Source organism: Pseudomonas sp. TE21394, assembly GCF_054057835.1.
In genome coordinates this window covers 2,270,959-2,293,523 of sequence record NZ_JBSRZR010000001.1, presented here as the reverse complement: position 1 = coordinate 2,293,523, position 22,565 = coordinate 2,270,959, and the positions used below count along the sequence as shown (strand labels likewise).

Sequence of the window (22,565 nt, the reverse complement as noted above, 5' to 3'; positions counted from 1 at the left end):
ATTTGCCTGCCAGCCTGGCAGTCAGGCAGGTAGTGGCACAGAACGAGAACGTCATCGTGCCCATGGCAAATGCCGAGATGTTCGGCCTTGCTCGCCGGACGATCGAGAACCGTAGTCGGTATTCATCCAGTCCATGATCAACTGGATCTCTCAATGTACGATGTGCATCACCACCCCACCTGCTGAATACCGCCTCCTGGAGATGTGGCCGAAGGCGGTGCTTCATATTGCTGCTGGCAGGCGGCGGCACCTGGCGGTGCCGCAACCTGCCGGGCGGTCAGCTATAGACGCGGCTAAGCACCTGGCGATGGCTCTCGAACTGGTCGAGCACATCACGCACGATCTGCTCGGGGGTAAAGCCCATCAGGTCGTACTCCTGACTGCCGTCGTGCAGGTAGACCTCGGCGCGGTAGAAGCGCTGGCGCATTTCCGGCTCACCGTCGACCGGTGCCTCGCTTGGCGCGGCCATGTAGCCGTCCAGGCTCACTTCGTAGACGAACGGGTTGCCCTCTTCCATCATCACCCGCAAGCCCATCAGGTTGCGCGACTGGCCAACGCGGGTTTCCACCTCGAAGCCCTGAGTCTGCAGCTGTGCAGCGGCCTCTTTCAACGCCGGGCTGACCTGCTTGTCCATGAAGCGCTGCACCACGGCCTGGGTCGGCTGCAGTTCCAGCTGGGTCAGGCGCTCGCTGAAGCCGCGACGGCCACGGGCGGCCAGTTCAGCGCGCTCCTGCTCGATCACTACGTCCTGCTTCATGGCCTTGTATAGGCCGAACATGAACAGCACCAGCACCACCGAGAACGGCAGGCCAGCCAGCACGACCATGGTCTGCATGGCTTCGAAGTTACCGGCAAACAGCAGGCCGATGGTCACCAGGGTGATAACCACGGACCAGAACACCACCATCCAGTGCGGGGCATCTTCGTCGACCTTGCCACCTGTGCACGACAGGTTGGCCATCATCACCGCGCCGGAGTCGGCCGGAGTGAGGAAAAGTACGAACCCGACGAACACTGCCACACCAATGACGATCTTGGCAGCCGGGAAGTATTCCAGCAGCTGGTAGATCGACATCGACGGCTGTTCCAGCGCAGTCTTGCCCAGTTCCACCGCACCCTGGTTGATGACCAGGTCCAGCGCCGTGTTGCCGAAGATCGACAACCACGCCAGGGTGAAGCCCAGCGGGATCAGCAATACGCCCATGACCAGCTGGCGCACGGTGCGGCCCTTGGAAATACGGGCGATGAACATCCCTACGAACGGGCCCCAGGAAATCCACCAGGCCCAGTAGAACACGGTCCACAGGCCCAACCAGCGCTCGGACTTGTCACCCGAGCCTTCGTACACGTAGAGGTCGAAGGTCTTCAGCACGATACCGTTGAGGTAATCGCCGATGTTCTGTACGAAGCCGTTGAGCAGGTACAGGGTTTCGCCTCCCAGCAGCACGAAGATCAACAAGCCGCTGAAAAGCATGATGTTCAGGTTGGACAGGCGGCGAATGCCGTTTTCCACACCCGAGACCGCAGCCACGGTGGCCACACCGGCCATGACCAGGATCACTACCAGCAGGTTGGTCTTGCTGTGGTCCATGCCGAACAGGTATTCCAGGCCCGAGGCCACCTGCATCGCACCGATGCCAAGGTTGGTCACCAGGCCCAGCAAGGTCACGAACATGCCAAAGATGTCCACGGCGTTGCCTGCGGCACCCTTGACCCAACGCTCGCCCACCAGCGGGTACAACGCCGAACGCAGGGCCAGCGGCTGGTTATGGCGGTAGGCGAAGTAACCCACGGCCAGGCCGACCAGGGCGTAGATTGCCCAGCCATGCAGGCCCCAGTGCAGGAAGGTCAACTGCAAGCCCTGGCGCGCGGCCTCAAGGCTGGCCGAGGTGCCTTCCGGCGGGTTGAAATAGTGGTCCAGCGGCTCGGAGGCGCCAAAATACAGCAGCGAAATACCGATACCCGAGGAGAACAGCATGCCGGCCCAGGCCCCATAGCTGAAGTCGGGCTCGTCGTCCTTGCCGCCAAGCTTGAGCTTGCCGTAGTCGGAGAAGGCCAGGTAGACGACGAACAGCAGGTAACCACAGATCACCAGCATGTAGTACCAGCCAAAGGTGCGCGTCAGCCACTTCTGGGCCACGCCAAGCACCTGGCCGGCAGTTTCGGGTACAGCGATAAGCAAGGCAGTCAGAACAAGGATCATCAGCGCGGAGGTGAAGAACACCACGCGGTTGACCCGGACCCTCTCGGCGGGGGGTTTGGTAAGTGAGGCAGAACTCATTGCACGAATGCTCCGGGCAGTACGGCTATGGAGGCTAATCAGTGTTCCCGAGCAATTGGTGGAATATCCCCACTGCGTCAGGTGTTATAAAAGGCACCCTGGAAACCGTGATCCCGAATCGATACGTTGCAAAAAACCAGACAGGTGGCCTGTCGCCAGTGCTGCGCCTCGGTCGAGGTGTGCGCATTAGCCACAGCCCACCCCGCCCGCTCCAAGGGCCTGCCGCAGGCTCGACGAGCGCACGGCAGAATCTGCATTTCGCATCGCTCATGCCCGTCAACGCCTTGTATTACGGGGGTTACGCGATTTCCTGGGGTGTCAATCCGTGCTTCTTAGACCGCCTGAAAAACTGTCAATGGCACAAATTGTCGCAGAGCTTATTCTTTATTGATTGAACGTTCAATCAAAACAAAATAGACTGGCCTTCGCCGAGTCAGCGCCTGTCGCCTGCTCGCAGGCCTGAGGAGATAGCAAGATGCCCAAGGTCGGTATGCAACCCATCCGCCGCCAGCAGTTGATCGAAGCCACGTTGCAGGCGGTCGATCAGGTCGGACTGGGGGATGCCAGCATTGCGCTGATTGCCCGTTTGGCCGGTGTGTCGAACGGCATCATCAGTCACTACTTTCGGGACAAGAACGGCCTGATCGCAGCGACGATGGGTTACATCATGAACATGCTCAACGAAGGCGTTCGAGCACGTCGCCAGGCCCTGACGGACGACAGCCCGCGCGCCCACCTTAAAGTGATCATCGAGGGCAACTTCGATGCCAGCCAGGTGAACGGCCCGGCAATGAAAACCTGGTTGGCCTTCTGGGCTTCCAGCATGCACCAGCCCGATTTGCACAGGTTGCAGCGGATCAACGACCACCGCTTGTATTCCAACCTGTGCTGCCAGTTTCGCCGCGCCCTGCCGCTCTACCATGCGCGCAAGGCCGCCCGCGGCCTGGCAGCCCTGATCGACGGCTTGTGGCTGCGTGGCGCCCTGTCGGGTGATGCATTCGACACCGACCAGGCGATACGGATTGCTTACGAATACATGGATCTACAACTGGCTAAACAGCACACCCTGGGCATAACCGACCAGCCTGCTGATCAAGCACGCACGGCACTTGTCGACCCGGCAGGAGCGTGACGCGCAGCCAACCACACACTGCACTTGCGAGGACACTATGGCCCGTTTCGGAACGCAAAAACTCTACATTGATGGCGCTTACGTCGACGCTGGCAGCGATGCCACTTTCGAAGCCATCAACCCGGCCACCGGCGAAGTCCTCGCCCACGTTCAACGTGCCACTCAGGCAGACGTCGAGAAGGCCGTCGAAAGCGCCGAACGCGGCCAGAAGGTCTGGGCCGCGATGACCGCCATGCAGCGTTCGCGCATCCTGCGCCGCGCCGTGGACATCCTCCGCGAGCGCAACGACGAACTGGCCATGCTGGAAACCCTGGACACCGGCAAGTCGTACTCGGAAACCCGCTACGTCGACATCGTCACCGGCGCCGACGTACTGGAGTACTATGCCGGCCTGGTACCGGCCATCGAAGGCGAGCAGATCCCGCTGCGCGAGTCGTCCTTCGTCTACACCCGCCGCGAGCCGCTGGGCGTGACCGTCGGCATCGGCGCCTGGAACTACCCGATTCAGATCGCCCTGTGGAAATCCGCCCCGGCCCTGGCCGCTGGCAACGCGATGATCTTCAAACCGTCGGAAGTGACCTCGCTGACGACCCTCAAACTGGCCGAGATCTACACCGAAGCCGGCCTGCCGAACGGCGTGTTCAACGTCCTGACCGGCAGCGGCCGCGAAGTCGGCACCTGGCTGACCGAGCACCCGCGCATCGAGAAAGTCTCCTTCACCGGCGGCACCACCACTGGCAAGAAGGTGATGGCAAGCGCCTCGAGCTCGTCGCTCAAGGAAGTCACCATGGAACTGGGCGGCAAGTCGCCGCTGATCATCTGTGCCGACGCCGACCTGGACAAGGCCGCCGACATCGCCATGATGGCCAACTTCTACAGCTCGGGCCAGGTGTGCACCAACGGCACCCGCGTGTTCATCCCGGCGGCAATGAAGGCGGCCTTCGAAGCCAAGATCGTCGAGCGCGTTGCGCGCATTCGTGCTGGCAACCCGGAAGACGAGAACACCAACTTCGGCCCGCTGGTCAGCTTCCAGCACATGGAAAGCGTGCTCGGCTACATCGCCAAGGGCAAGGAAGAAGGCGCCCGCGTGCTGTGCGGTGGCGAGCGCATGACCGAAGGTGATTTCGCCAAGGGTGCCTTCGTCGCCCCGACAGTGTTCACCGATTGCACCGACGACATGACCATCGTCAAGGAAGAAATCTTCGGCCCGGTGATGAGCATCCTCACCTACGAAACCGAAGAAGAAGTCATCCGCCGCGCCAACGACACCGAGTATGGCCTGGCCGCCGGTGTGTGCACCAACGACATCAGCCGCGCCCACCGCATCATCCACAAGCTGGAAGCGGGTATCTGCTGGATCAATGCCTGGGGCGAATCGCCGGCCGAAATGCCGGTGGGTGGCTACAAGCAGTCGGGTGTCGGCCGTGAAAACGGCATCAGCTCGCTGGCTCAATACACTCGCATCAAGTCGGTCCAGGTCGAGCTGGGCGGCTACAACTCGGTTTTCTAAACCCTGTCTAGCCACGCCCGTGCCGCTGCGCACGGGCGTTCCCGCTCCTTGATCACCGCCAACATGAGGGTACTTTCATGTCCAAAGAATACGATTACATCATCGTCGGTGCCGGCTCGGCCGGTAACACCCTGGCGACCCGCCTGACCGAAGATGCCGGCGTCACCGTACTGCTGCTGGAAGCCGGTGGCCCAGACTACCGCTTCGACTTCCGCACCCAGATGCCGGCCGCCCTGGCCTTCCCGCTGCAGGGCCGCCGCTACAACTGGGCCTACGAGACCGACCCGGAGCCGCACATGAACGGCCGCCGCATGGAGTGTGGCCGAGGCAAGGGCCTGGGTGGCTCGTCGCTGATCAACGGCATGTGCTACATCCGCGGCAACGCCATGGACTTCGATGGCTGGGCAGAACTGCCGGGCCTGGAAGACTGGACCTACCTGGACTGCCTGCCGTACTTCCGCAAGGCCGAAACCCGCGACATCGGCCCGAACGACTACCATGGCGGCGAAGGCCCGGTCAGCGTGACCACGCCGAAAGCCGGTAACAACCCGCTGTTCCACGCCATGGTCGAAGCAGGCGTGCAGGCCGGTTACCCACGCACCGAAGACCTCAACGGCTACCAGCAGGAAGGCTTCGGTCCGATGGACCGCACCGTGACCAAGAACGGTCGCCGCTCCAGCACCGCCCGCGGCTACCTGGACCAGGCGAAGAAACGCCCGAACCTGACCATCGTCACCCATGCCCTGACTGACCGCGTTCTGTTCGAAGGCAAGCGCGCCATCGGCGTGACCTACCTGGTCGGCGATAGCGAAGAGCGCGTCGAAGCCCGTGCACGCAAGGAAGTGATCGTCAGCTCCGGTGCCATCGCCTCGCCGCAACTGCTGCAGCGTTCCGGTGTCGGTCCGCGCGCCCTGCTGGAAAGCCTCGACATCCCGGTGGTGCACGACCTGCCGGGCGTTGGCGAAAACCTGCAGGACCACCTGGAACTGTACCTGCAGTACGCCTGCACCCAGCCGGTGTCGCTGTACCCGTCGCTGCTGTGGTGGAACCAGCCGGCGATCGGCGCCGAGTGGATGTTCAACGGCACCGGTATCGGCGCCAGCAACCAGTTCGAGGCCGGTGGTTTCATCCGTACCCGCCCTGAATTCAAATGGCCGAACATCCAGTACCACTTCCTGCCGGTGGCCATCAACTACAACGGCTCCAACGGCGTCAAGGAGCACGGCTTCCAGGCGCACATGGGCTCGATGCGTTCGCCAAGCCGCGGCCGTATCCGCCTCAAGTCGAAGGACCCGCGCCAGCACCCCAGCATCCTGTTCAACTACATGGCTACCGAACAGGACTGGCAGGAGTTCCGTGACGGCATCCGCCTGACCCGCGAGATCATGGCCCAGCCGGCGCTGGACCCGTACCGCGGCCGCGAGATCAGCCCGGGCGCACACGTGCAGACCGACGAGGAGCTGGACAAGTTCATCCGTGAGCACGCCGAAACGGCCTTCCACCCGTCCTGCTCGTGCAAGATGGGCACCGATGATATGGCGGTGGTCGATGGCGAAGGCCGCGTACACGGCATGCAAGGCCTGCGGGTGGTCGATGCGTCGATCATGCCGATCATCATCACCGGCAACCTCAACGCCACCACGATCATGATTGCCGAGAAAATTTCGGACAAGATCCGTGGCCGCAAGCCGTTACCGCGTAGCACGGCCAAGTACTACGTGGCGGGTGATGCGCCAGTGAAGGGCAAGCCGATGCGCGAAGTGAAGCAGGCTTGAAAGCTTGAACAGGGGCCGCGCAGCGGCCCCTTTCACTCTTTGCTCAGGTGGGCAGCGCAAAGAAGGTGCGCATCAACGAATCGTCCTCAACGCCCAGCCGCCCCGCCAGTGCCTGGCGATCGAACAACTGTCCTGTGCGCATATCGCGCACTGCTTTCCCAATTGGCGCCTGCGCCAGTGCCTTCAGGCACACTTCCGTGAAGTGATAATTGCGCCCTTGAATGGCCGTCACCTTTTCCACTTGCAAGTAGCGCCCGGGCATCATCAAAGACTCTGCCTCATCAGGTCGCCTTGAAAAGGGCCCGATAGGCGTCGCCTGCATGCCCTCGCCCGGTTCCAATACATACACCAACGCATTTTCATCGAAAGCACTCCGGCCGCTGACCTGGGTCTGCGGGTCGTTGAAAACCTCCCAGAGGGCATAGGGGTTTTCCGTGAATGACGTGAAGTCGGTAGTCACCAGCACGTCACCCACTTCAATGGCGCCCTCACCAGATGCCTGAAAACCCGTGCCCCGCAGGCTGGAAGCCGCCCGGTACAGCCTCACCTGATTACTGACGCCAATTTGCCCCAGTGCGCGGGCAAGCTCATGGCTGCGCCGGATATTCTCCGCGCGGGTGCCCTCTAGCGGCATACCCCGCCACAGGTTGTTGTAGCGCTCCGGCGAGCTGGTGTACCCGGCAATGGCGGGCGACCCAAAGCCGTGCTCATCGCGATAGGCGGGGTATGGCTCACTGAATGCATCCAGATACTCGCCATTGGGCCCCACGGCGTCGAGATCAGCCCACGGTACCGCACCCAACAGGGCTTCCTGGCGCGCCAGCGCCTTATCCGACATAGCCAGCAATTCGTCTGCCGCCGGGGCCATATAAAGCTCCCAGTCGACCTTGGCGGCAGAGGCTTGCGCCTGACCAGCCACACGTGGGGGGACATGGCCATCAATGAACAGCTCGCCGGCACGCATCATGGCAATATCAAGCAGTACGAACAGAATGTCCGCCAGTACCGACCACCATGCTGCTGTACGCCAGCCCTGCTTGCCATTGATAGCCCGGTCCAGGTGCAGAGCCAGGCTTGCGGTGCCCAGACCGAGCGATGCCAATATCACTGGCCAGCCAAGCGGCGCCATCGGCGCAATGATAAAACTCGCTGCCTGCAAGCCCGCCAGCCAATCGGCCTGGCGCAGTTGGGCGTTGCTGGTCAGCCGCTCGTGCGCGTCGCTGGCCAGATCATCCATGACCGAGTCGCGCAGACGGACGAACAGGTCTCCTTCAATGGCCGGCCCGGCAATCATGCTGTCGCCCCGTGACTGCGCGAGCAACTTGAAGTAATTGCGTAAACGCGGGCGCAGCGACTGCGCCAGTACCCCGTCCCCGACGAACAACCTGACCAGCCGCTCTCGCCCCACATCCGTGGCTGCCTGGCCAGCCATCCACGCCTGAAACGCATGGCGATCTTCGAATACCTGCACCACGGCCTGAGCATCGGCAAGATAGAGGCACAACCTGCCAGTCTTCAGCTTATGCAAGAACATCAGCTTGGCGCTGATATCGCCGATGACCAGTGCACTCCATCCATGTTGGGCATTCGTTAGCTGGTCCTGTCGCAAGCCTTGCACGGTAATCGGCAAAGCGGGTACAGCGACCGTCGCCACCATCAGTTCCTGGCGCTCAGGCTCGCTCAACGTAGATCGGCCCACAGCGGCAAGGAAGCGGGCGCGGGCCAAGACGCAGTAGTCTTCACCATGGCGCTCGCGAAACTTGCCCAGCGCCTCGGTGTAGCGCCCGGCAAAGTCCAACCGCCAGAACGCCGTCAAGACATCCCGTGGATCGAGCCGCACTTCGTTGCGCTCGTCAAAGACCGTGTGGCTGGCATCCACCCGGTAGAAGCCACCGTAAATACTCAGCTCGTCAGCATTGGCCTGCTGCTGCGGACTGAATCGCTGGATGACCAGTTCGGTCAGGCTCAAGGACCGCCGTGGTGGCCCATTGTGGCACCAGCCAGTGAAGCTCGACGAGCTGCTGGCCGCCGACGGGAATTCGTGCCAATAAAGCCCGTCCGGGTCCAGCCAGTACCCTAGCTGGCGGCGAAGCACATGGCCCGCCGCCTGGCGCGCCAGATTGTGCAAATCAGGAAATCGCCCGAGCAGGCGCTGGGCCACCTGGGCGAGGGGAATGGTCGCTTTGACGTTCATGCTACTCGGCTGCCTGATTGTGGGCACACCATTGCAGCCGCAAGCCGCAGCGAAGATGCGGTATCGCTTTACAGCCTGCGCTGGCCTCAGGTTAGAATCGATTGGCACGCGACCTGCTAGCTTTTGCTGAACACCGCGCTACCACGCCCCTTCCCGCCGCTGTTTCGGAGTACCTGCCTTTGGATGCAAGCACCATCAACAGCCTGTTCCTGATCGGCGCACTGCTGGTGGGTGCAAGTATCCTGGTCAGCTCGCTGTCGTCGCGCCTGGGCATCCCGATCCTGGTCATCATCCTTGCGGTCGGCATGATCGCCGGTGTCGATGGTGGCGGCATCATTTTCAACAACTACCCGACCGCCTACCTGGTAGGCAACCTGGCACTGGCCGTAATCCTGCTTGACGGCGGCCTGCGTACACGGGTTGCGAGCTTCCGCGTGGCCCTGTGGCCGGCGCTTTCGCTGGCCACCGTCGGTGTCATGATCACCACCGCCCTCACCGGCATGGTCGCCGCCTGGCTGTTCGACCTGAGCCTGATCCAGGGCCTGCTGATCGGTGCAATTGTCGGCTCCACCGACGCCGCGGCGGTGTTCTCGCTGCTTGGCGGCAAAGGCCTGAACGAGCGGGTGACCGCTACCCTGGAAATCGAATCGGGCAGCAACGACCCGATGGCCGTGTTCCTCACCGTCACCCTCATCGACATGATCGCCAGCGGCCAGACCGGCCTGCACTGGAGCCTGCTCACCCACCTGCTGCGCGAGTTCGGCATTGGCGGGCTACTGGGCCTGGGCGGTGGCTGGCTGATGCTGCAGCTGGTCAACCGCATCAACCTGGCGGGCGGCCTGTACCCGATCCTGGTGATCGCGGGCGGCCTGGTGGTGTTCTCGCTGACCAACGCCCTGCACGGCAGTGGTTTCCTTGCCGTATACCTGTGCGGCCTGGTGCTGGGCAACAAACCGATCCGCAGCCGCCATGGCATCCTGCACATGCTCGACGGCATGGCGTGGCTGGCACAGATCGGCATGTTCCTGGTGCTGGGCTTGCTGGTCACCCCGCACGACCTGCTGCCCATCGCCCTTCCTGCGCTGGGCCTGGCGTTGTGGATGATCCTGGTGGCGCGCCCGCTGTCGGTGGTCGCCAGCCTGCTGCCATTCAAGGCCTTCCATGGCCGTGAAAAGGGCTTCATTTCCTGGGTTGGCCTGCGCGGCGCGGTACCGATCATCCTGGCAGTATTCCCGTTGATGGCCGGCCTGCCGGACGCCCAGCTGTTCTTCAACCTGGCGTTCTTCATCGTGCTGGTGTCGCTGCTGGTGCAAGGCACCAGCCTGCCGTGGATGGCCAAGCTGCTGAAAGTGACCGTACCGCCCGACCCGGCACCGATCTCCCGTTCCGCCCTGGAAGTCCACCTGACGAGCGAGTGGGAACTGTTCGTCTACCGCCTGGGCGCGGAAAAATGGTGCATTGGCGCCGCCCTGCGCGAGCTGAAAATGCCCGAAGGCACGCGGATCGCAGCACTGTTCCGAGGCGAGCAACTGCTGCACCCGTCGGGCAGCACCGTGCTCGAAGTAGGCGACATGCTTTGCGTGATCGGCCACGAGCACAACCTGCCAGCCCTGGGCAAACTCTTCAGCCAGGCACCGCAACGGGGCCTGGACCTGCGCTTCTTCGGCGACTTCGTACTCGAGGGCGATGCCGAACTGGGTGCGGTGGCAGCGCTGTACGGCCTGAAACTCGATGGCCTGGACGCGAAAATGCCGTTGGCGCAGTTCATCCGACAGAAGGTCGGAGGCGCTCCAGTAGTAGGCGACCAGGTCGAATGGCATGGCACAATCTGGACCGTGGCCACCATGGACGGGAACAAGATCCAGAAAGTGGGCGTCAGATTCCCCGAAGGAACGCGACCCGGACCAGGATTGTTCCTCTAAATTTCGTTTGCCTGATTCACAAGTAGCCTGCCTATGTCCCTGCGCGCGTATCTCCGCACAGCCCTGCTGGGGCTGTGTCTGTCTCTCTCTGTTGCAGCCATTGCGGCAGAAGCCCCGACCACCGCCAGCATCCAGAACAGCCTCGACAAGATTGCCGAGCGCAAGCTGCCCGAGGCTGAGCAGAAAGCCTTGCAGCAGGTCCTGGAGCAAACCCTCAGCCTGCTCGCCAGCAAGGAAGACAACGAGAAGAAGCTCGCCGCGCTCAAGCAGCAGCTGGCCGGAGCCCCGAAGGAAACCAGCGACAGCCAGCGCGAACTGGCCAAGCTCAAGGAAAGCAAGCCACAGCCGGTGACCCAGCGCTACGCCAGCCTCAGCGTGCCGCAGCTGGAGCAGATGCTCAGCGAGCGCAGCACCCAGCAGGGCGAGCTGCAAAAGGCACTGTCCGAAGCCAACAGCCTGATCATCAATTCGCAGACCCGTCCGGAACGCGCCCAGGCGGAGATCAGCAACGCCCAGGCGCGCACCCAACAGATCAACAGCATCCTCAAGACCGGCAAGGATGCCGGCAAACCGATCAACGCTGACCAGCGTAACCAGCTGAATGCCGAACTGGCCTCGCTCAACGCCCTGACCCTGCTACGCCGCCAGGAGCTGGCCGGCAACAGTCTGCTGCAGGACCTCGGCAACGCCCGCCATGACTTGCTGATCGAGCGCGCGGCGCGCCTGGAGCAGGAAATCCAGGACCTGCAGACCCTGATCAACGACAAGCGTCTGGCCCAGTCCCAGGAAGCCGTCACCCAGCAATCGATCGAGGCGCAGAAGGCCGGTGGCAGCAGCCTGCTGGCCACCGAAAGCGCGGTCAACCTCAAGCTCTCCGACTACCTGCTCAAAAGCACCGATCGGCTCAACGAACTGACCCAGCAGAACCTGCGCACCAAGCAACAGCTGGACAGCCTGACCCAGGCTGACCAGGCACTGGACGAGCAGATCAACGTGCTCAAAGGCAGCCTGCTGCTGTCGAAGATCCTCTACAAGCAGAAGCAGACCCTGCCGCACCTGAAACTGGACCGCGACCTCGCCGACCAGATCGCCGACACCCGCCTGTACCAGTTCGAGGTCAACCAGCAACGCGAGCAGATGAGCAGCCCGGTCACCTACGTCGACAAGCTGCTGGCGGCACAACCGCAGGAAGAGGTGACACCGCAGCTGCGCAAAGCCCTGCTGGAAGTAGCCATCACCCGCAGCGACCTGTTGGAACGGCTGAACCGCGAACTGTCGGCACTGCTCAACGAATCGATCACCCTGCAGCTGAACCAGAAGCAATTGCTAGGCACTGCCCAGAGCCTGCGGACCACCCTCGACGAGCAGATGTTCTGGATCCCCAGCAACAAACCGCTGGACTGGGATTGGCTGCGTTACGTGCCGGAGCGCCTGGCTGACCAGGTCGCCAACCTACCGTGGGGCTCGGGCCTGAAGGAACTGGCCGACGGCTTGAGCCAGCGCCCGTTGCTGTTCCTGCCGCTGCTGCTGGTGATCGGCGCCCTGCTGTGGCGGCGCACGTACCTGTACCAACGCCTCGGCAAGGTGCACCAGGACATCGGCCATTTCCGCCGCGACAGCCAGTGGCATACTCCCCAGGCGATTCTCATCAACATCCTGCTGGCGATGCCGGTCAGCCTGGGCCTGGCCCTGTGCAGCTATGCCCTGCAGATCGACGCCCGTGGGCAGAATGCCAACCTCGGCGCCGCCCTCTGGCAACTGGCCCAGGCCTGGCTGGTGTTCTATACCGCCTACCGCATCCTCGCCCCTGGCGGCGTGGCGGAAATTCACTTCCGCTGGCACAAGCCACAGGTCGAGTTCCTACGCGGCTGGGTCCGCCGCCTGGGCACCGTGGTATTGGCGCTGGTCGGCGTCGTGGCCGTGGCCGAGCATCAACCCTCGGCACTCGCCGATGATGTGCTGGGCATCGGCGTAGTGCTGACCTGCTATGCCTTGATGGCCTGGCTGCTCAGCCGCCTGTTGCTCAGCAGCCCGGCACACCGCGACACATCGCTGTTCCGCAAGGCCGTGGGCGTGGCCTTCACCGCACTGCCCATCGCCCTGTTCGTGGCCGTTTGCTTCGGCTATTACTACACCGCGCTGAAGCTCACCGACCGACTGATCTACACCCTCTACCTGCTGTTGTTCTGGCTGGTGATCGAGGCCGCGTTCGTGCGCGGCCTGTCGGTAGCTGCACGGCGCCTGGCCTACCAACGCGCGCTGAGCAAGCGGGCAGCGGCCAAGGAGGGTCTTGATGGCGAAGTCATCACCGAAGAGCCGACCCTGGACATCGAACAGGTCAACCAGCAGTCGCTGCGCCTGATCCGCCTGGCCCTGCTCGGCGGCTTCATCGCCGGCCTGTACTGGGTGTGGGCAGACCTGATCTCGGTGTTCGCCTACCTCAACAACTTCGTTCTCTACGAATACACCAGCGGCACCGGTGCCGCCGCCAGCATGGTGCCAATCAGCCTCGGCGACCTGCTCGGCGCCCTGGTCATCGTGGGCATCACCTTTGCCCTGGCCGGCAACTTGCCGGGCCTGCTGGAAGTACTGGTACTGTCACGCCTGAACCTGGCCCAGGGCAGTGCCTACGCCACCACCACGCTGTTGTCGTACACCATCGTTGGTGTTGGCATCGTCAGCACCCTGTCCACCCTGGGGGTCAGCTGGGACAAGCTGCAGTGGCTGGTGGCCGCATTGTCGGTGGGCCTGGGCTTCGGCATGCAGGAAATCTTCGCCAACTTCATTTCCGGCATCATGATCCTGTTCGAGCGCCCGGTGCGTATCGGCGACACCATCACCATCGGCAACCTGTCGGGTACCGTGAGCAAGATCCGCATCCGCGCCACTACCATCACCGACTTCGACCGCAAGGACATCATCGTCCCCAACAAGACCTTCATCACCGGGCAGCTGATCAACTGGTCGCTGACCGACACGGTCACCCGGGTGACACTGAAGCTGGGCATCGACTACGGCTCCGACCTTGACCTGGTACGCGACCTGCTGCTCAAGGGTGCCCATGAGAACCCACGGGTGCTCAAGGACCCGGAGCCGATCGTGTATTTCCTCAACTTTGGCGAAAGTTCACTGGACCACGAGCTGCGCATGCACGTGCGCGACCTGGGCGACCGCAACCCGACCCTGGATGAGATCAACCGCTACATCAACCGCGAGTTCAAGGCGCACAACATCAAGATCTCGGTACGCCAGGTAGAGGTATTCCTGATGGACCCGACAGGCGGCAAGCAACAGCTGGTTCCAGTGGAGCAGCCAAAATCGGATGGCACTGCTTCGGCCTGAGAACGTTCCAATGCTTTATTCTGGGCAACCCCCGCGAGGTCTTTGCCCTCGTCCGCGGGCAAGCTCGCGAGGGCCGTACCGCGGCCCCGGTCAATCAACCCCAGGAGCCGGCCTGTGAAAGCTCTCGACCAACTCACCTTCGACAACCGTTTCGCCCGCCTGGGCGATGCGTTCTCAACCCAGGTACTGCCCGAGCCCATTGCAGACCCACGCCTGGTGGTTGCAAGCGAGTCAGCCATGGCCCTGCTCGACCTCGACCCGGCCCAGGCCGAACTGCCACTGTTCGCCGAGCTGTTCAGCGGCCACAAGCTGTGGGACCAGGCCGACCCACGGGCGATGGTCTATTCCGGTCACCAGTTCGGCTCGTACAACCCACGGCTGGGTGATGGCCGCGGCCTGCTGCTGGCCGAAGTGCTCAATGACGCCGGCGAGCACTGGGACCTGCATCTCAAGGGCGCCGGCCAGACCCCTTACTCGCGCATGGGCGACGGCCGCGCCGTGCTGCGCTCGTCGATCCGCGAGTTCCTCGCCTCGGAAGCCCTGCACGCCTTGGGCATCGCCACCAGCCGAGCGCTGTGCGTCATTGGCTCCAGCACCCCGGTATGGCGTGAAACCCGTGAGAGCGCGGCCATGCTCACCCGTCTGGCCCCGAGCCATGTGCGTTTCGGCCATTTCGAATACTTCTACTACACCAAACAGCCCGAGCAGCAGCGCGTGCTGATTGACCATGTGCTGGAACAGCACTACCCCGAATGCCGTGACGCCGAGCAGCCCTACCTGGCCATGTTCCGCAGCATCGTCGAGCGCAACGCCGAACTGATTGCCCGTTGGCAGGCCTATGGCTTCTGCCACGGCGTGATGAACACCGACAACATGTCGATTCTCGGCATTACCTTCGACTTCGGCCCCTATGCGTTCCTGGACGACTTCGACGCCAACTTCATCTGCAACCACTCCGATGACCGTGGCCGCTACAGCTATGCCAACCAGGTACCGATCGCCCACTGGAACCTCAGTGCCCTGGCCCAGGCACTGACCACGGTGATCGAAGTAGACCCCCTGAAAGAGGCGCTGGGGCTGTTCCTGCCGCTTTACCAGGCCCATTACCTCGACCTGATGCGCCGCCGTCTGGGCTTGACCAGCGCCGAGGACGACGACATGGCGTTGGTCGAGCGCCTGTTGCAACGCATGCAGAGCGGTGGGGTGGACTACAACCTGTTCTTCCGTAAGCTGGGTGACAAGCCGGTAGCCGAAGCGCTGAGAGTGGTGCGCGACGACTTCATCGACCTGGCCGGTTTCGATGCCTGGGGGGCCGACTACCTGGCCCGTTGCGAGCGTGAAGCCGCTAATGCCGCCGGGCGTCGGGAGCGGATGCATGCGGTCAACCCGCTGTATGTGCTGCGCAACTACCTGGCGCAGAAAGCCATCGAAGCGGCGGAAGCGGGCGACTACAGTGAAGTGCGACGGTTGCACCAGGTGCTGAGCAAGCCGTTTGCAGAGCAAGCCGGGATGCAGGCCTACGCCGAACGGCCACCGGAGTGGGGCAAACACCTGGAAATCAGCTGTTCATCATGAATCCCGGCACCGCTTTGCAGCCCCAAAATCTCAAGGAAACGACATGTCCGAGCCACTGGTAATCCCCTGCCCCCACTGCAACGGCCTCAACCGCCTGCCCGCCGAGCGCCTGGGCGACAATCCGAAATGCGGCCGCTGCAAACAGGATGTGCTGCTCGACGCCCCGTTCGAGCTCACCGAAGCGAGCTACGCCAGCCAGATCAAGGGCGACCTGCCGCTGCTGGTCGACATCTGGGCCGACTGGTGCGGGCCGTGCAAATCCTTCGCCCCCACCTTTGAACAGGCCGCCCGCCAATTGACCGGCCGCTGCCGGCTGGCCAAGCTCGACAGCGAAGCCAACCGCAACCTGGCCGGGCAATTGGCTATCCGTTCGATCCCCAGCCTGCTGCTGTTCAGGAACGGCCGCGAGATCAGCCGCCAGGCCGGGGCGTTTCCACTCCAATCACTGCTGGAGTGGCTGCGCAGCCAAGGGGTTTAAGCGTTCTCTTCCAGCAGCGAATGCAATTCGACAAACTGCTGGGTCAGCTTGTGCCTTGGCTCCAGGTGAATCAGCGGCAGGCTGGCGTGGTGCGATTCACGCATCTTCACCGAGCTGCCCAGGTACACCGGTAGCACTGGCAAACCCTCCTCCAGCAGCTCATCGAGCATCTGCTGCGGCAGGCTGGCACGGGACTGGAACTGGTTGACCACGATGCCTTCGACCACCAGGTCTTCGTTGTGGTCTTCCTTGAGCTCTTCGATCTCGGCCAGCAGGCCATACAGGGCCTGGCGCGAAAAGCTGTCACAGTCGAAGGGAATCAGTACGCGATCGGCGGCGATCAGTGCGGAAACCGCATAGAAGTTCAAAGCCGGCGGGGTATCGATATAGATCCGCTCGTAGTCCTCGTCCAGTTCATCGAGCAACTTGCGCAGCTTGTTGATCTTGTGCTTGGCCTCCAGCTTCGGCTGCAGGTCGGCCAGCTCGGCGGTGGCGGTGACCACGTGCAGGTTGTCAAAGGGGGTTTCGTAGATATCGACCTTGTTCTTCTTGCTGAACGGCCCGCTGGACAGGCTCTGCTTGAAGAAATCGGCGATGCCCATGGGGATGTCCTCGCCGGTGAGGCCGGTGAGGTACTGGGTCGAATTGGCCTGGGCATCCAGGTCGATCAGCAGGGTCCGGTAGCCTTCATTGGCACTGACCGCCGCCAGGTTGCAGGCGATGCTCGACTTGCCCACGCCACCTTTCTGATTGAACACCACGCGCCGCATGATTGACCTCCGTGTTTCAACGAATGCCCGAGTATGTGGCGGCGCCGCGGCAATGGCCAGTGCCATTTGCCGTTCACACCTGCAGGTCGTCAGTCATAGGACTGCCCGGTGACCAACTCGGCGAAAGCCTTGGCCATTGCCGACCTGCCGCGCTCACGCTGTACCAGCCACACCGCCGTCATCGCGCCGTCATCGAGCAAGGTGCGATATACCACGCCTTCGATGCGCATGCGCTGGAAGGATGCCGGCAGTACCGAAACCCCCAAGCCCGCCGACACCAGCCCGATGATGGTCATCGCTTCCCCCGCTTCCTGGGCAAAATGCGGGCTGAAGCCCGCCTGCCGCGCCAGGCTCAAGAGCTGCGCATGCAGGCCGCTGCCATAACTGCGCGGGAAGAACACGAACGGCTCATCGGCCAGTGCCGTCATGTACACGCCATGCTCGGAGCCTTCGGCCAGCGGGTGCGATGCGTTGATAACCGCTACCAGCGGCTCGCTGAACAGCTCTGTGGCGACCAGCCCCTCCGGCAGCGGCATCGGCCGCATCAACCCGACCTCGATGGATTCATCGAACACCCCCTCGGCGACATCGCGGCTGCTCATTTCCCTGAGGTTCAGGTGCACCGCCGGGAAGCGCTGGCGGAACGCATGGATGGCCTTGGGGATCTTCGAGGTGAAAGGGGCCGAGGAAGTGAAGCCGATCTTCATTTCGCCAAGTTCGCCCAATTGCGCACGCCGGGCCACATCGGCGGCCTTTTCCACCTGCGCCAGCACCTGGCGGGCTTCGTCGAGGAACAATCGCCCCGCCTCGCTCAGCTCGACCCGCCGGTTGGTGCGCTCGAACAACCGCGCGCCCAGTTCCTGCTCCAGCGCCTGGATCTGCTGGCTCAGGGGCGGCTGCGAAATACCTAGCTGGAGGGCGGCGCGACCAAAGTGCAGCTCTTCGGCAACGGCGATGAAATAACGCAGATGGCGCAGTTCCATATCAGCTCCAAACAAGTCGCCAAACATCTTAAATAGGTCGAACAATATATTGGATCTAATCATTAGCCAGCTATATGCTTTTTTTCATTGCACCAGAGGTCACCACCCGTGAAAACTGCTGTAGCGCCCCTCCCCGCCGAGCCAGAACCCGCCTCCTTGAACGAAATGTGGATCGAAAAGGGCACGCCTGCTTTCATGAAAACCGTGCTGGCCTTGTTCAGCGGCGGCTTCGCCACCTTCGCGCTGCTGTATTGCGTGCAGCCGATGATGCCATTGCTGTCGAAGGAATTTGCCATCAACGCGGCGCAGAGCAGCCTGGTGCTGTCGGTATCGACGGCGATGCTGGCGTTCGGCCTGTTGATCACCGGCCCCATTTCCGACCGCATCGGTCGCAAGCAGGTGATGGTCTTTGCCCTGGCCTGTGCCGCCCTCTCCACCTTGGCCAGCGCGGTAATGCCAAGTTGGGAACTGGTCCTGGCCACCCGTGCCCTGGTCGGGCTGTCCCTGAGCGGCCTGGCGGCAGTGGCGATGACCTACCTGAGCGAGGAGATCCACCCGCAGCACATCGGCCTGGCCATGGGCTTGTACATTGGCGGCAATGCCATTGGCGGCATGAGCGGGCGCCTGATCACGGGGGTATTGATCGATTTCGTCAGTTGGCACACGGCGATGCTGTCCATCGGTGGCCTGGCCCTTGCAGCCGCGCTGGTGTTCTGGAAAGTGCTGCCCGAATCGCGCAACTTCCGCCCACAGGCGATGAACCCACGTAGCCTGCTGGACGGCTTTGTCATGCACTTCAAGGATGCCGGCCTGCCCTGGCTGTTTCTTGAAGCCTTCCTGCTGATGGGTGCCTTCGTCACCCTGTTCAACTACATCGGCTACCGCCTGCTGGCCGGCCCCTACCATATGAACCAGGCGCTGGTCGGCTTGCTGTCGGTGGTGTACCTGTCGGGCATCTACAGCTCGGCGCAGGTCGGCGCCCTGGCCGACAAGCTAGGCCGGCGCAAAGTGTTCTGGGCCAGTATCGTGGTGATGGCCAGCGGCTTGCTGATGACCTTGGCCAGCCCGCTGGTAATGGTGATCGCGGGGATGCTGGTGTTCACCTTCGGCTTCTTTGGCGCGCATTCGGTTGCCAGCAGCTGGATCGGGCGGCGGGCGCTGAAAGCCAAGGGGCAAGCTTCGTCGCTGTACCTGTTCAGCTATTACGCCGGGTCGAGCGTAGCGGGCACCGCGGGTGGGGTGTTCTGGCACCATTGGGGCTGGAATGGCATCGGGTTGTTCATAGGTAGCTTGCTGGCGGTAGCGTTGCTGGTGGCGCTTTACCTGAGCAAGCTACCGCCTAAATCGAGCTGAACCCCGGGGGCCGTCTTGCAGCCCCAGAATGTCGGATCAGTTGATGATCTCGACGATGTCCACATCCACTTCCCGGCTCATCAGGTGCTTCTCCACCTCACCGGTCAGCTTGACCTTGGTCTTTTCATTGAAGGACGTCTGCGGCAGGTCTTCGTCATCGATCTCGACCGTGATGGTGCCGGTATTGTCCTTGAACTCGTACTTGTCGTCGTTGTTGACCTTCTTGGTCACGAAGCCCTGCAACACCACCGGGGTGTCATCGGCCGCATCGTTGGCGGCGGCAACAGTGGTGACCGGTTGGGCGCCGGGGCCGGTGTAGCTGGCCGCCAGGGCTGCGGTGCTGAACAGCGGTGCGAAGATCAGGGCGAGGTAGCGGGTTTTCATGAGGATAAGGTCCTGTTCCGGTTTCGATGGGACCAGATTAGCGACGATCGCTGAATTGAAACTTAATGCAAGAAAAAGCCCGGCACATGGCCGGGCTGTGGCTTTCAGCGACCAGCTCACTGATGGTATTGCGCCGACAGCTCATGCACGGCGTTGATGAACACGCCAGCGTGCTCCGGGTCGACTTCCGGGGTGATGCCGTGGCCCAGGTTGAACACATGGCCTGTACCGTGACCGTAACTGGCCAGGATCCGCGCCACTTCATTGCGGATGGCTTCGGGTTTGGCGTACAGCACGGTCGGGTCCATGTTGCCCTGCAGCGCCACCTTGTCACCCACACGGCGGCGAGCGTCGCCAATCTCGCAGGTCCAGTCCAGGCCCAGCGCGTCGGCGCCCGCTTCAGCGATGCTTTCCAGCCACAGGCCGCCATTCTTGGTGAACAGGATCACCGGCACCTTCCGCCCTTCGTGCTCGCGGATCAGGCCGCTGACGATCTTGCGCATGTAGGCCAGGGAAAACTCCTGGTATGCCGCCGCCGACAGGTTGCCGCCCCAGGTGTCGAAAATCTGCACGGCTTGGGCGCCAGCAAGGATCTGGCCGTTGAGGTAGCTGGTAACCGACTGGGCCAGCTTGTCCAGCAGCAGGTGCAGGGCCTGCGGGTTGTCGTAGGCCATCGCTTTGGTCTTGCGGAAGTCCTTCGACGAGCCGCCCTCGACCATGTATGTGGCCAGGGTCCAAGGGCTGCCGGAGAAGCCGATCAGCGGCACGCGGCCATTGAGCTCGCGGCGGATGGTGCTGACCGCGTCCATCACGTAGCCAAGGTCCTTCTGCGGGTCGGGGATCGGCAGCGCTTCGATATCGGCCGGGGTGCTGATGACCTTCTTGAAACGCGGGCCTTCGCCGGTTTCGAAGTACAGGCCCAAACCCATGGCGTCGGGGATGGTGAGAATGTCCGAGAACAGGATCGCCGCATCCAGCGGGTAGCGGTCCAGCGGCTGCAGAGTGACCTCGCAGGCGAACTGCGGGTTCATGCACAGGCTCATGAAGTCACCGGCCTTGGCGCGGCTGGCGCGGTACTCCGGCAGATAGCGGCCAGCCTGGCGCATCATCCACACTGGGGTAACGTCCACGGGTTGCTTGAGCAGTGCACGCAGGAAACGATCGTTCTTCAGGGCAGTCATGTCGGCATCCGGAAAAAAAGTGCGGGCATTTTCTCAGACGCCAGCACAAAAGGCACGGCCGGGGCCATGCGTTTTGTCTATTGGATGCCATGGATCAAGGAATTTTGTATACAAAAATGCCTTTGAGGCTGCTTTGCTGGTGATAGCGACACAACGCCGCAACGACAGGATATACGCGACCCCGGTAGCGGCGGCCTGGTGCCGCGAAAGGGCCGCAAAGCGGCCCCGACAATGGATCATACTTCGAGGTAGTCGAGGATACCCTCGGCAGCCGTACGCCCTTCGAAGATAGCCGTCACCACCAGGTCCGACCCGCGCACCATGTCGCCACCGGCAAACACTTTCGGGTTGCTGGTCTGGTGCTTGAACTTGCCCTTCTCCGGTGCCACCACTCGGCCCTGGCTGTCCAGCTGGATACCATGCTGCTCGAACCACGGCGCCGGGCTGGGGCGGAAGCCGAAGGCGATCACAACGGCATCGGCCGGCAGGATCTCTTCGGAACCCGGGATCGGCTCGGGGCTACGGCGACCACGGGCATCCGGCTCGCCGAGACGGGTCTCGACCACCTTCACGCCTTCAACCTTGTCCTCGCCGACAATGGCGATAGGCTGGCGGTTGTACAGGAACTTCACGCCCTCTTCCTTGGCGTTCTTCACCTCACGGCGCGAACCCGGCATGTTTGCCTCGTCACGGCGATAGGCACAGGTCACCGACTTGGCGCCCTGGCGGATCGAGGTGCGGTTGCAGTCCATCGCGGTGTCACCACCACCGAGTACCACCACCTTCTTGCCCTGCATGTCGACGAAATCTTCCGGCGACTTCTCGAAGCCCAGGTTGCGGTTCACGTTGGCGATCAGGAAGTCCAGCGCGTCGTGCACACCCGGCAGGTCTTCACCCGGGAAGCCACCCTTCATGTAGGTGTAGGTGCCCATGCCCATGAATACCGCGTCGTACTCGGCCAGCAGTTGTTCCATGGTCACGTCCTTGCCCACCTCGGTGTTCAGGCGGAACTCGATACCCATGCCGGTGAACACTTCACGGCGGTTGCTGAGCACGGTCTTTTCCAGCTTGAACTCCGGAATGCCAAAGGTCAGCAAGCCGCCGATTTCCGGGTTACGGTCGAATACCACCGGGGTCACGCCAGCGCGTACCAGCACGTCGGCACAGCCCAGGCCGGCCGGGCCAGCGCCAATGATGGCGACGCGCTTGCCGGTCGGTTTGACCTTGGACATGTCCGGGCGCCAGCCCATGGCGAAGGCGGTGTCGGTGATGTACTTCTCGACCGAGCCGATGGTCACCGCGCCGAAGCCGTCATTGAGGGTGCAGGCGCCCTCGCACAGGCGGTCCTGCGGGCATACACGGCCGCACACTTCCGGCAGGGTGTTGGTCTGATGCGACAGCTCGGCCGCCGCCAGGATATTGCCTTCGGAGACCAGCTTCAGCCAGTTGGGGATGAAGTTGTGGACCGGGCACTTCCATTCGCAATACGGGTTACCGCAGCCCAGGCAGCGGTGCGCCTGCTCCACGGACTGCTGCGGCTTGAACGGCTCGTAGATTTCCACGAACTCCTTCTTGCGCTGGCGCAGCAGCTTTTTCTTTGGGTCCTTGCGGCCCACTTCGATGAACTGGAAGTCGTTGTTCAGACGTTCAGCCATTTTTCAAAACCTCTTTACCGCAGTTGCCAG

The 22,565-nt window shown here is 62.5% G+C and carries 15 protein-coding genes; 8 read left to right on the top strand and 7 right to left on the bottom strand.

Annotation, left to right across the window (positions count from 1 at the left end):
* Positions 1-277 precede the first annotated feature (277 nt).
* A complete protein-coding gene (locus ACVWZT_RS10645; RefSeq protein ID WP_457472049.1) occupies positions 278-2,224 on the bottom strand; it encodes a BCCT family transporter in 1,947 nt (648 codons plus the stop codon).
* A gap of 532 nt (positions 2,225-2,756) precedes the next feature.
* Between ACVWZT_RS10645 and betI the strand changes: the two genes are divergently transcribed.
* The 3 genes from betI to betA all read left to right on the top strand — a co-directional run bounded on the left by betI (position 2,757) and on the right by betA (position 6,698).
* On the top strand, positions 2,757-3,413 hold the full coding sequence (betI, locus tag ACVWZT_RS10640; RefSeq protein WP_296232743.1) for a transcriptional regulator BetI: 657 nt from the start codon (positions 2,757-2,759) through the stop codon (positions 3,411-3,413).
* 37 nt (positions 3,414-3,450) lie between these two features.
* Positions 3,451-4,923: a betaine-aldehyde dehydrogenase gene (gene betB / locus ACVWZT_RS10635; protein WP_296232742.1), complete on the top strand. Its 1,473-nt coding sequence runs from the start codon at positions 3,451-3,453 to the stop codon at positions 4,921-4,923.
* Between the two features lie 77 nt (positions 4,924-5,000).
* Entirely contained in the window at positions 5,001-6,698 is a 1,698-nt protein-coding gene (gene betA / locus ACVWZT_RS10630) for a choline dehydrogenase (protein ID WP_296232741.1), read from the top strand.
* 43 nt (positions 6,699-6,741) lie between these two features.
* Here betA and ACVWZT_RS10625 read toward each other — a convergent pair whose 3' ends face one another.
* The gene (locus ACVWZT_RS10625; protein WP_457469260.1) at positions 6,742-8,892 is read right to left on the bottom strand and encodes a dermonecrotic toxin domain-containing protein; all 2,151 of its coding nucleotides are present in this window, start codon (positions 8,890-8,892) and stop codon (positions 6,742-6,744) included.
* Between the two features lie 179 nt (positions 8,893-9,071).
* On the opposite strand from ACVWZT_RS10625, the gene ACVWZT_RS10620 reads away from it, so the two are divergent.
* The 4 genes from ACVWZT_RS10620 to trxC all read left to right on the top strand — a co-directional run bounded on the left by ACVWZT_RS10620 (position 9,072) and on the right by trxC (position 16,209).
* Positions 9,072-10,814 (top strand): potassium/proton antiporter, encoded by a 1,743-nt coding sequence (locus ACVWZT_RS10620; protein WP_170034328.1) that lies wholly within the window; start codon positions 9,072-9,074, stop codon positions 10,812-10,814.
* 33 nt (positions 10,815-10,847) lie between these two features.
* Positions 10,848-14,156 carry a mechanosensitive channel MscK gene (gene mscK / locus ACVWZT_RS10615; protein WP_457469258.1) on the top strand — a complete coding sequence of 1,103 codons (3,309 nt, stop codon included), beginning with the start codon at positions 10,848-10,850 and terminating at the stop codon, positions 14,154-14,156.
* A 114-nt stretch (positions 14,157-14,270) separates the two neighbouring features.
* Positions 14,271-15,731 (top strand): protein adenylyltransferase SelO, encoded by a 1,461-nt coding sequence (gene selO / locus ACVWZT_RS10610; protein WP_296232738.1) that lies wholly within the window; start codon positions 14,271-14,273, stop codon positions 15,729-15,731.
* Between the two features lie 43 nt (positions 15,732-15,774).
* Positions 15,775-16,209: a thioredoxin TrxC gene (trxC, locus tag ACVWZT_RS10605; protein WP_457469256.1), complete on the top strand. Its 435-nt coding sequence runs from the start codon at positions 15,775-15,777 to the stop codon at positions 16,207-16,209.
* On the opposite strand, the gene ACVWZT_RS10600 is transcribed toward trxC, so the two are convergent.
* Positions 16,206-16,979, bottom strand: a complete 774-nt coding sequence (locus ACVWZT_RS10600; RefSeq protein ID WP_186672219.1) for a ParA family protein — start codon at positions 16,977-16,979, stop codon at positions 16,206-16,208. The two genes, trxC and ACVWZT_RS10600, sit on opposite strands and share 4 nt — an antisense overlap.
* Positions 16,980-17,068: 89 nt before the next feature.
* On the bottom strand, positions 17,069-17,962 hold the full coding sequence (locus ACVWZT_RS10595; protein ID WP_457469254.1) for a LysR substrate-binding domain-containing protein: 894 nt from the start codon (positions 17,960-17,962) through the stop codon (positions 17,069-17,071).
* 165 nt (positions 17,963-18,127) lie between these two features.
* Between ACVWZT_RS10595 and ACVWZT_RS10590 the strand changes: the two genes are divergently transcribed.
* On the top strand, positions 18,128-19,315 hold the full coding sequence (locus ACVWZT_RS10590) for an MFS transporter (protein WP_296232819.1): 1,188 nt from the start codon (positions 18,128-18,130) through the stop codon (positions 19,313-19,315).
* Between the two features lie 36 nt (positions 19,316-19,351).
* Here the strand turns inward: ACVWZT_RS10590 and ACVWZT_RS10585 are convergent, their stop codons facing one another.
* From ACVWZT_RS10585 to ACVWZT_RS10575, 3 genes are all read right to left on the bottom strand, one after another.
* Positions 19,352-19,699: a NirD/YgiW/YdeI family stress tolerance protein gene (locus tag ACVWZT_RS10585; RefSeq protein WP_296232734.1), complete on the bottom strand. Its 348-nt coding sequence runs from the start codon at positions 19,697-19,699 to the stop codon at positions 19,352-19,354.
* 116 nt (positions 19,700-19,815) lie between these two features.
* On the bottom strand, positions 19,816-20,880 hold the full coding sequence (hemE, locus tag ACVWZT_RS10580; protein WP_085677953.1) for a uroporphyrinogen decarboxylase: 1,065 nt from the start codon (positions 20,878-20,880) through the stop codon (positions 19,816-19,818).
* Between the two features lie 236 nt (positions 20,881-21,116).
* Complete coding sequence (locus ACVWZT_RS10575; protein WP_013974599.1) at positions 21,117-22,535, bottom strand: FAD-dependent oxidoreductase; 1,419 nt, start codon at positions 22,533-22,535, stop codon at positions 21,117-21,119.
* Positions 22,536-22,565 lie beyond the last annotated feature (30 nt).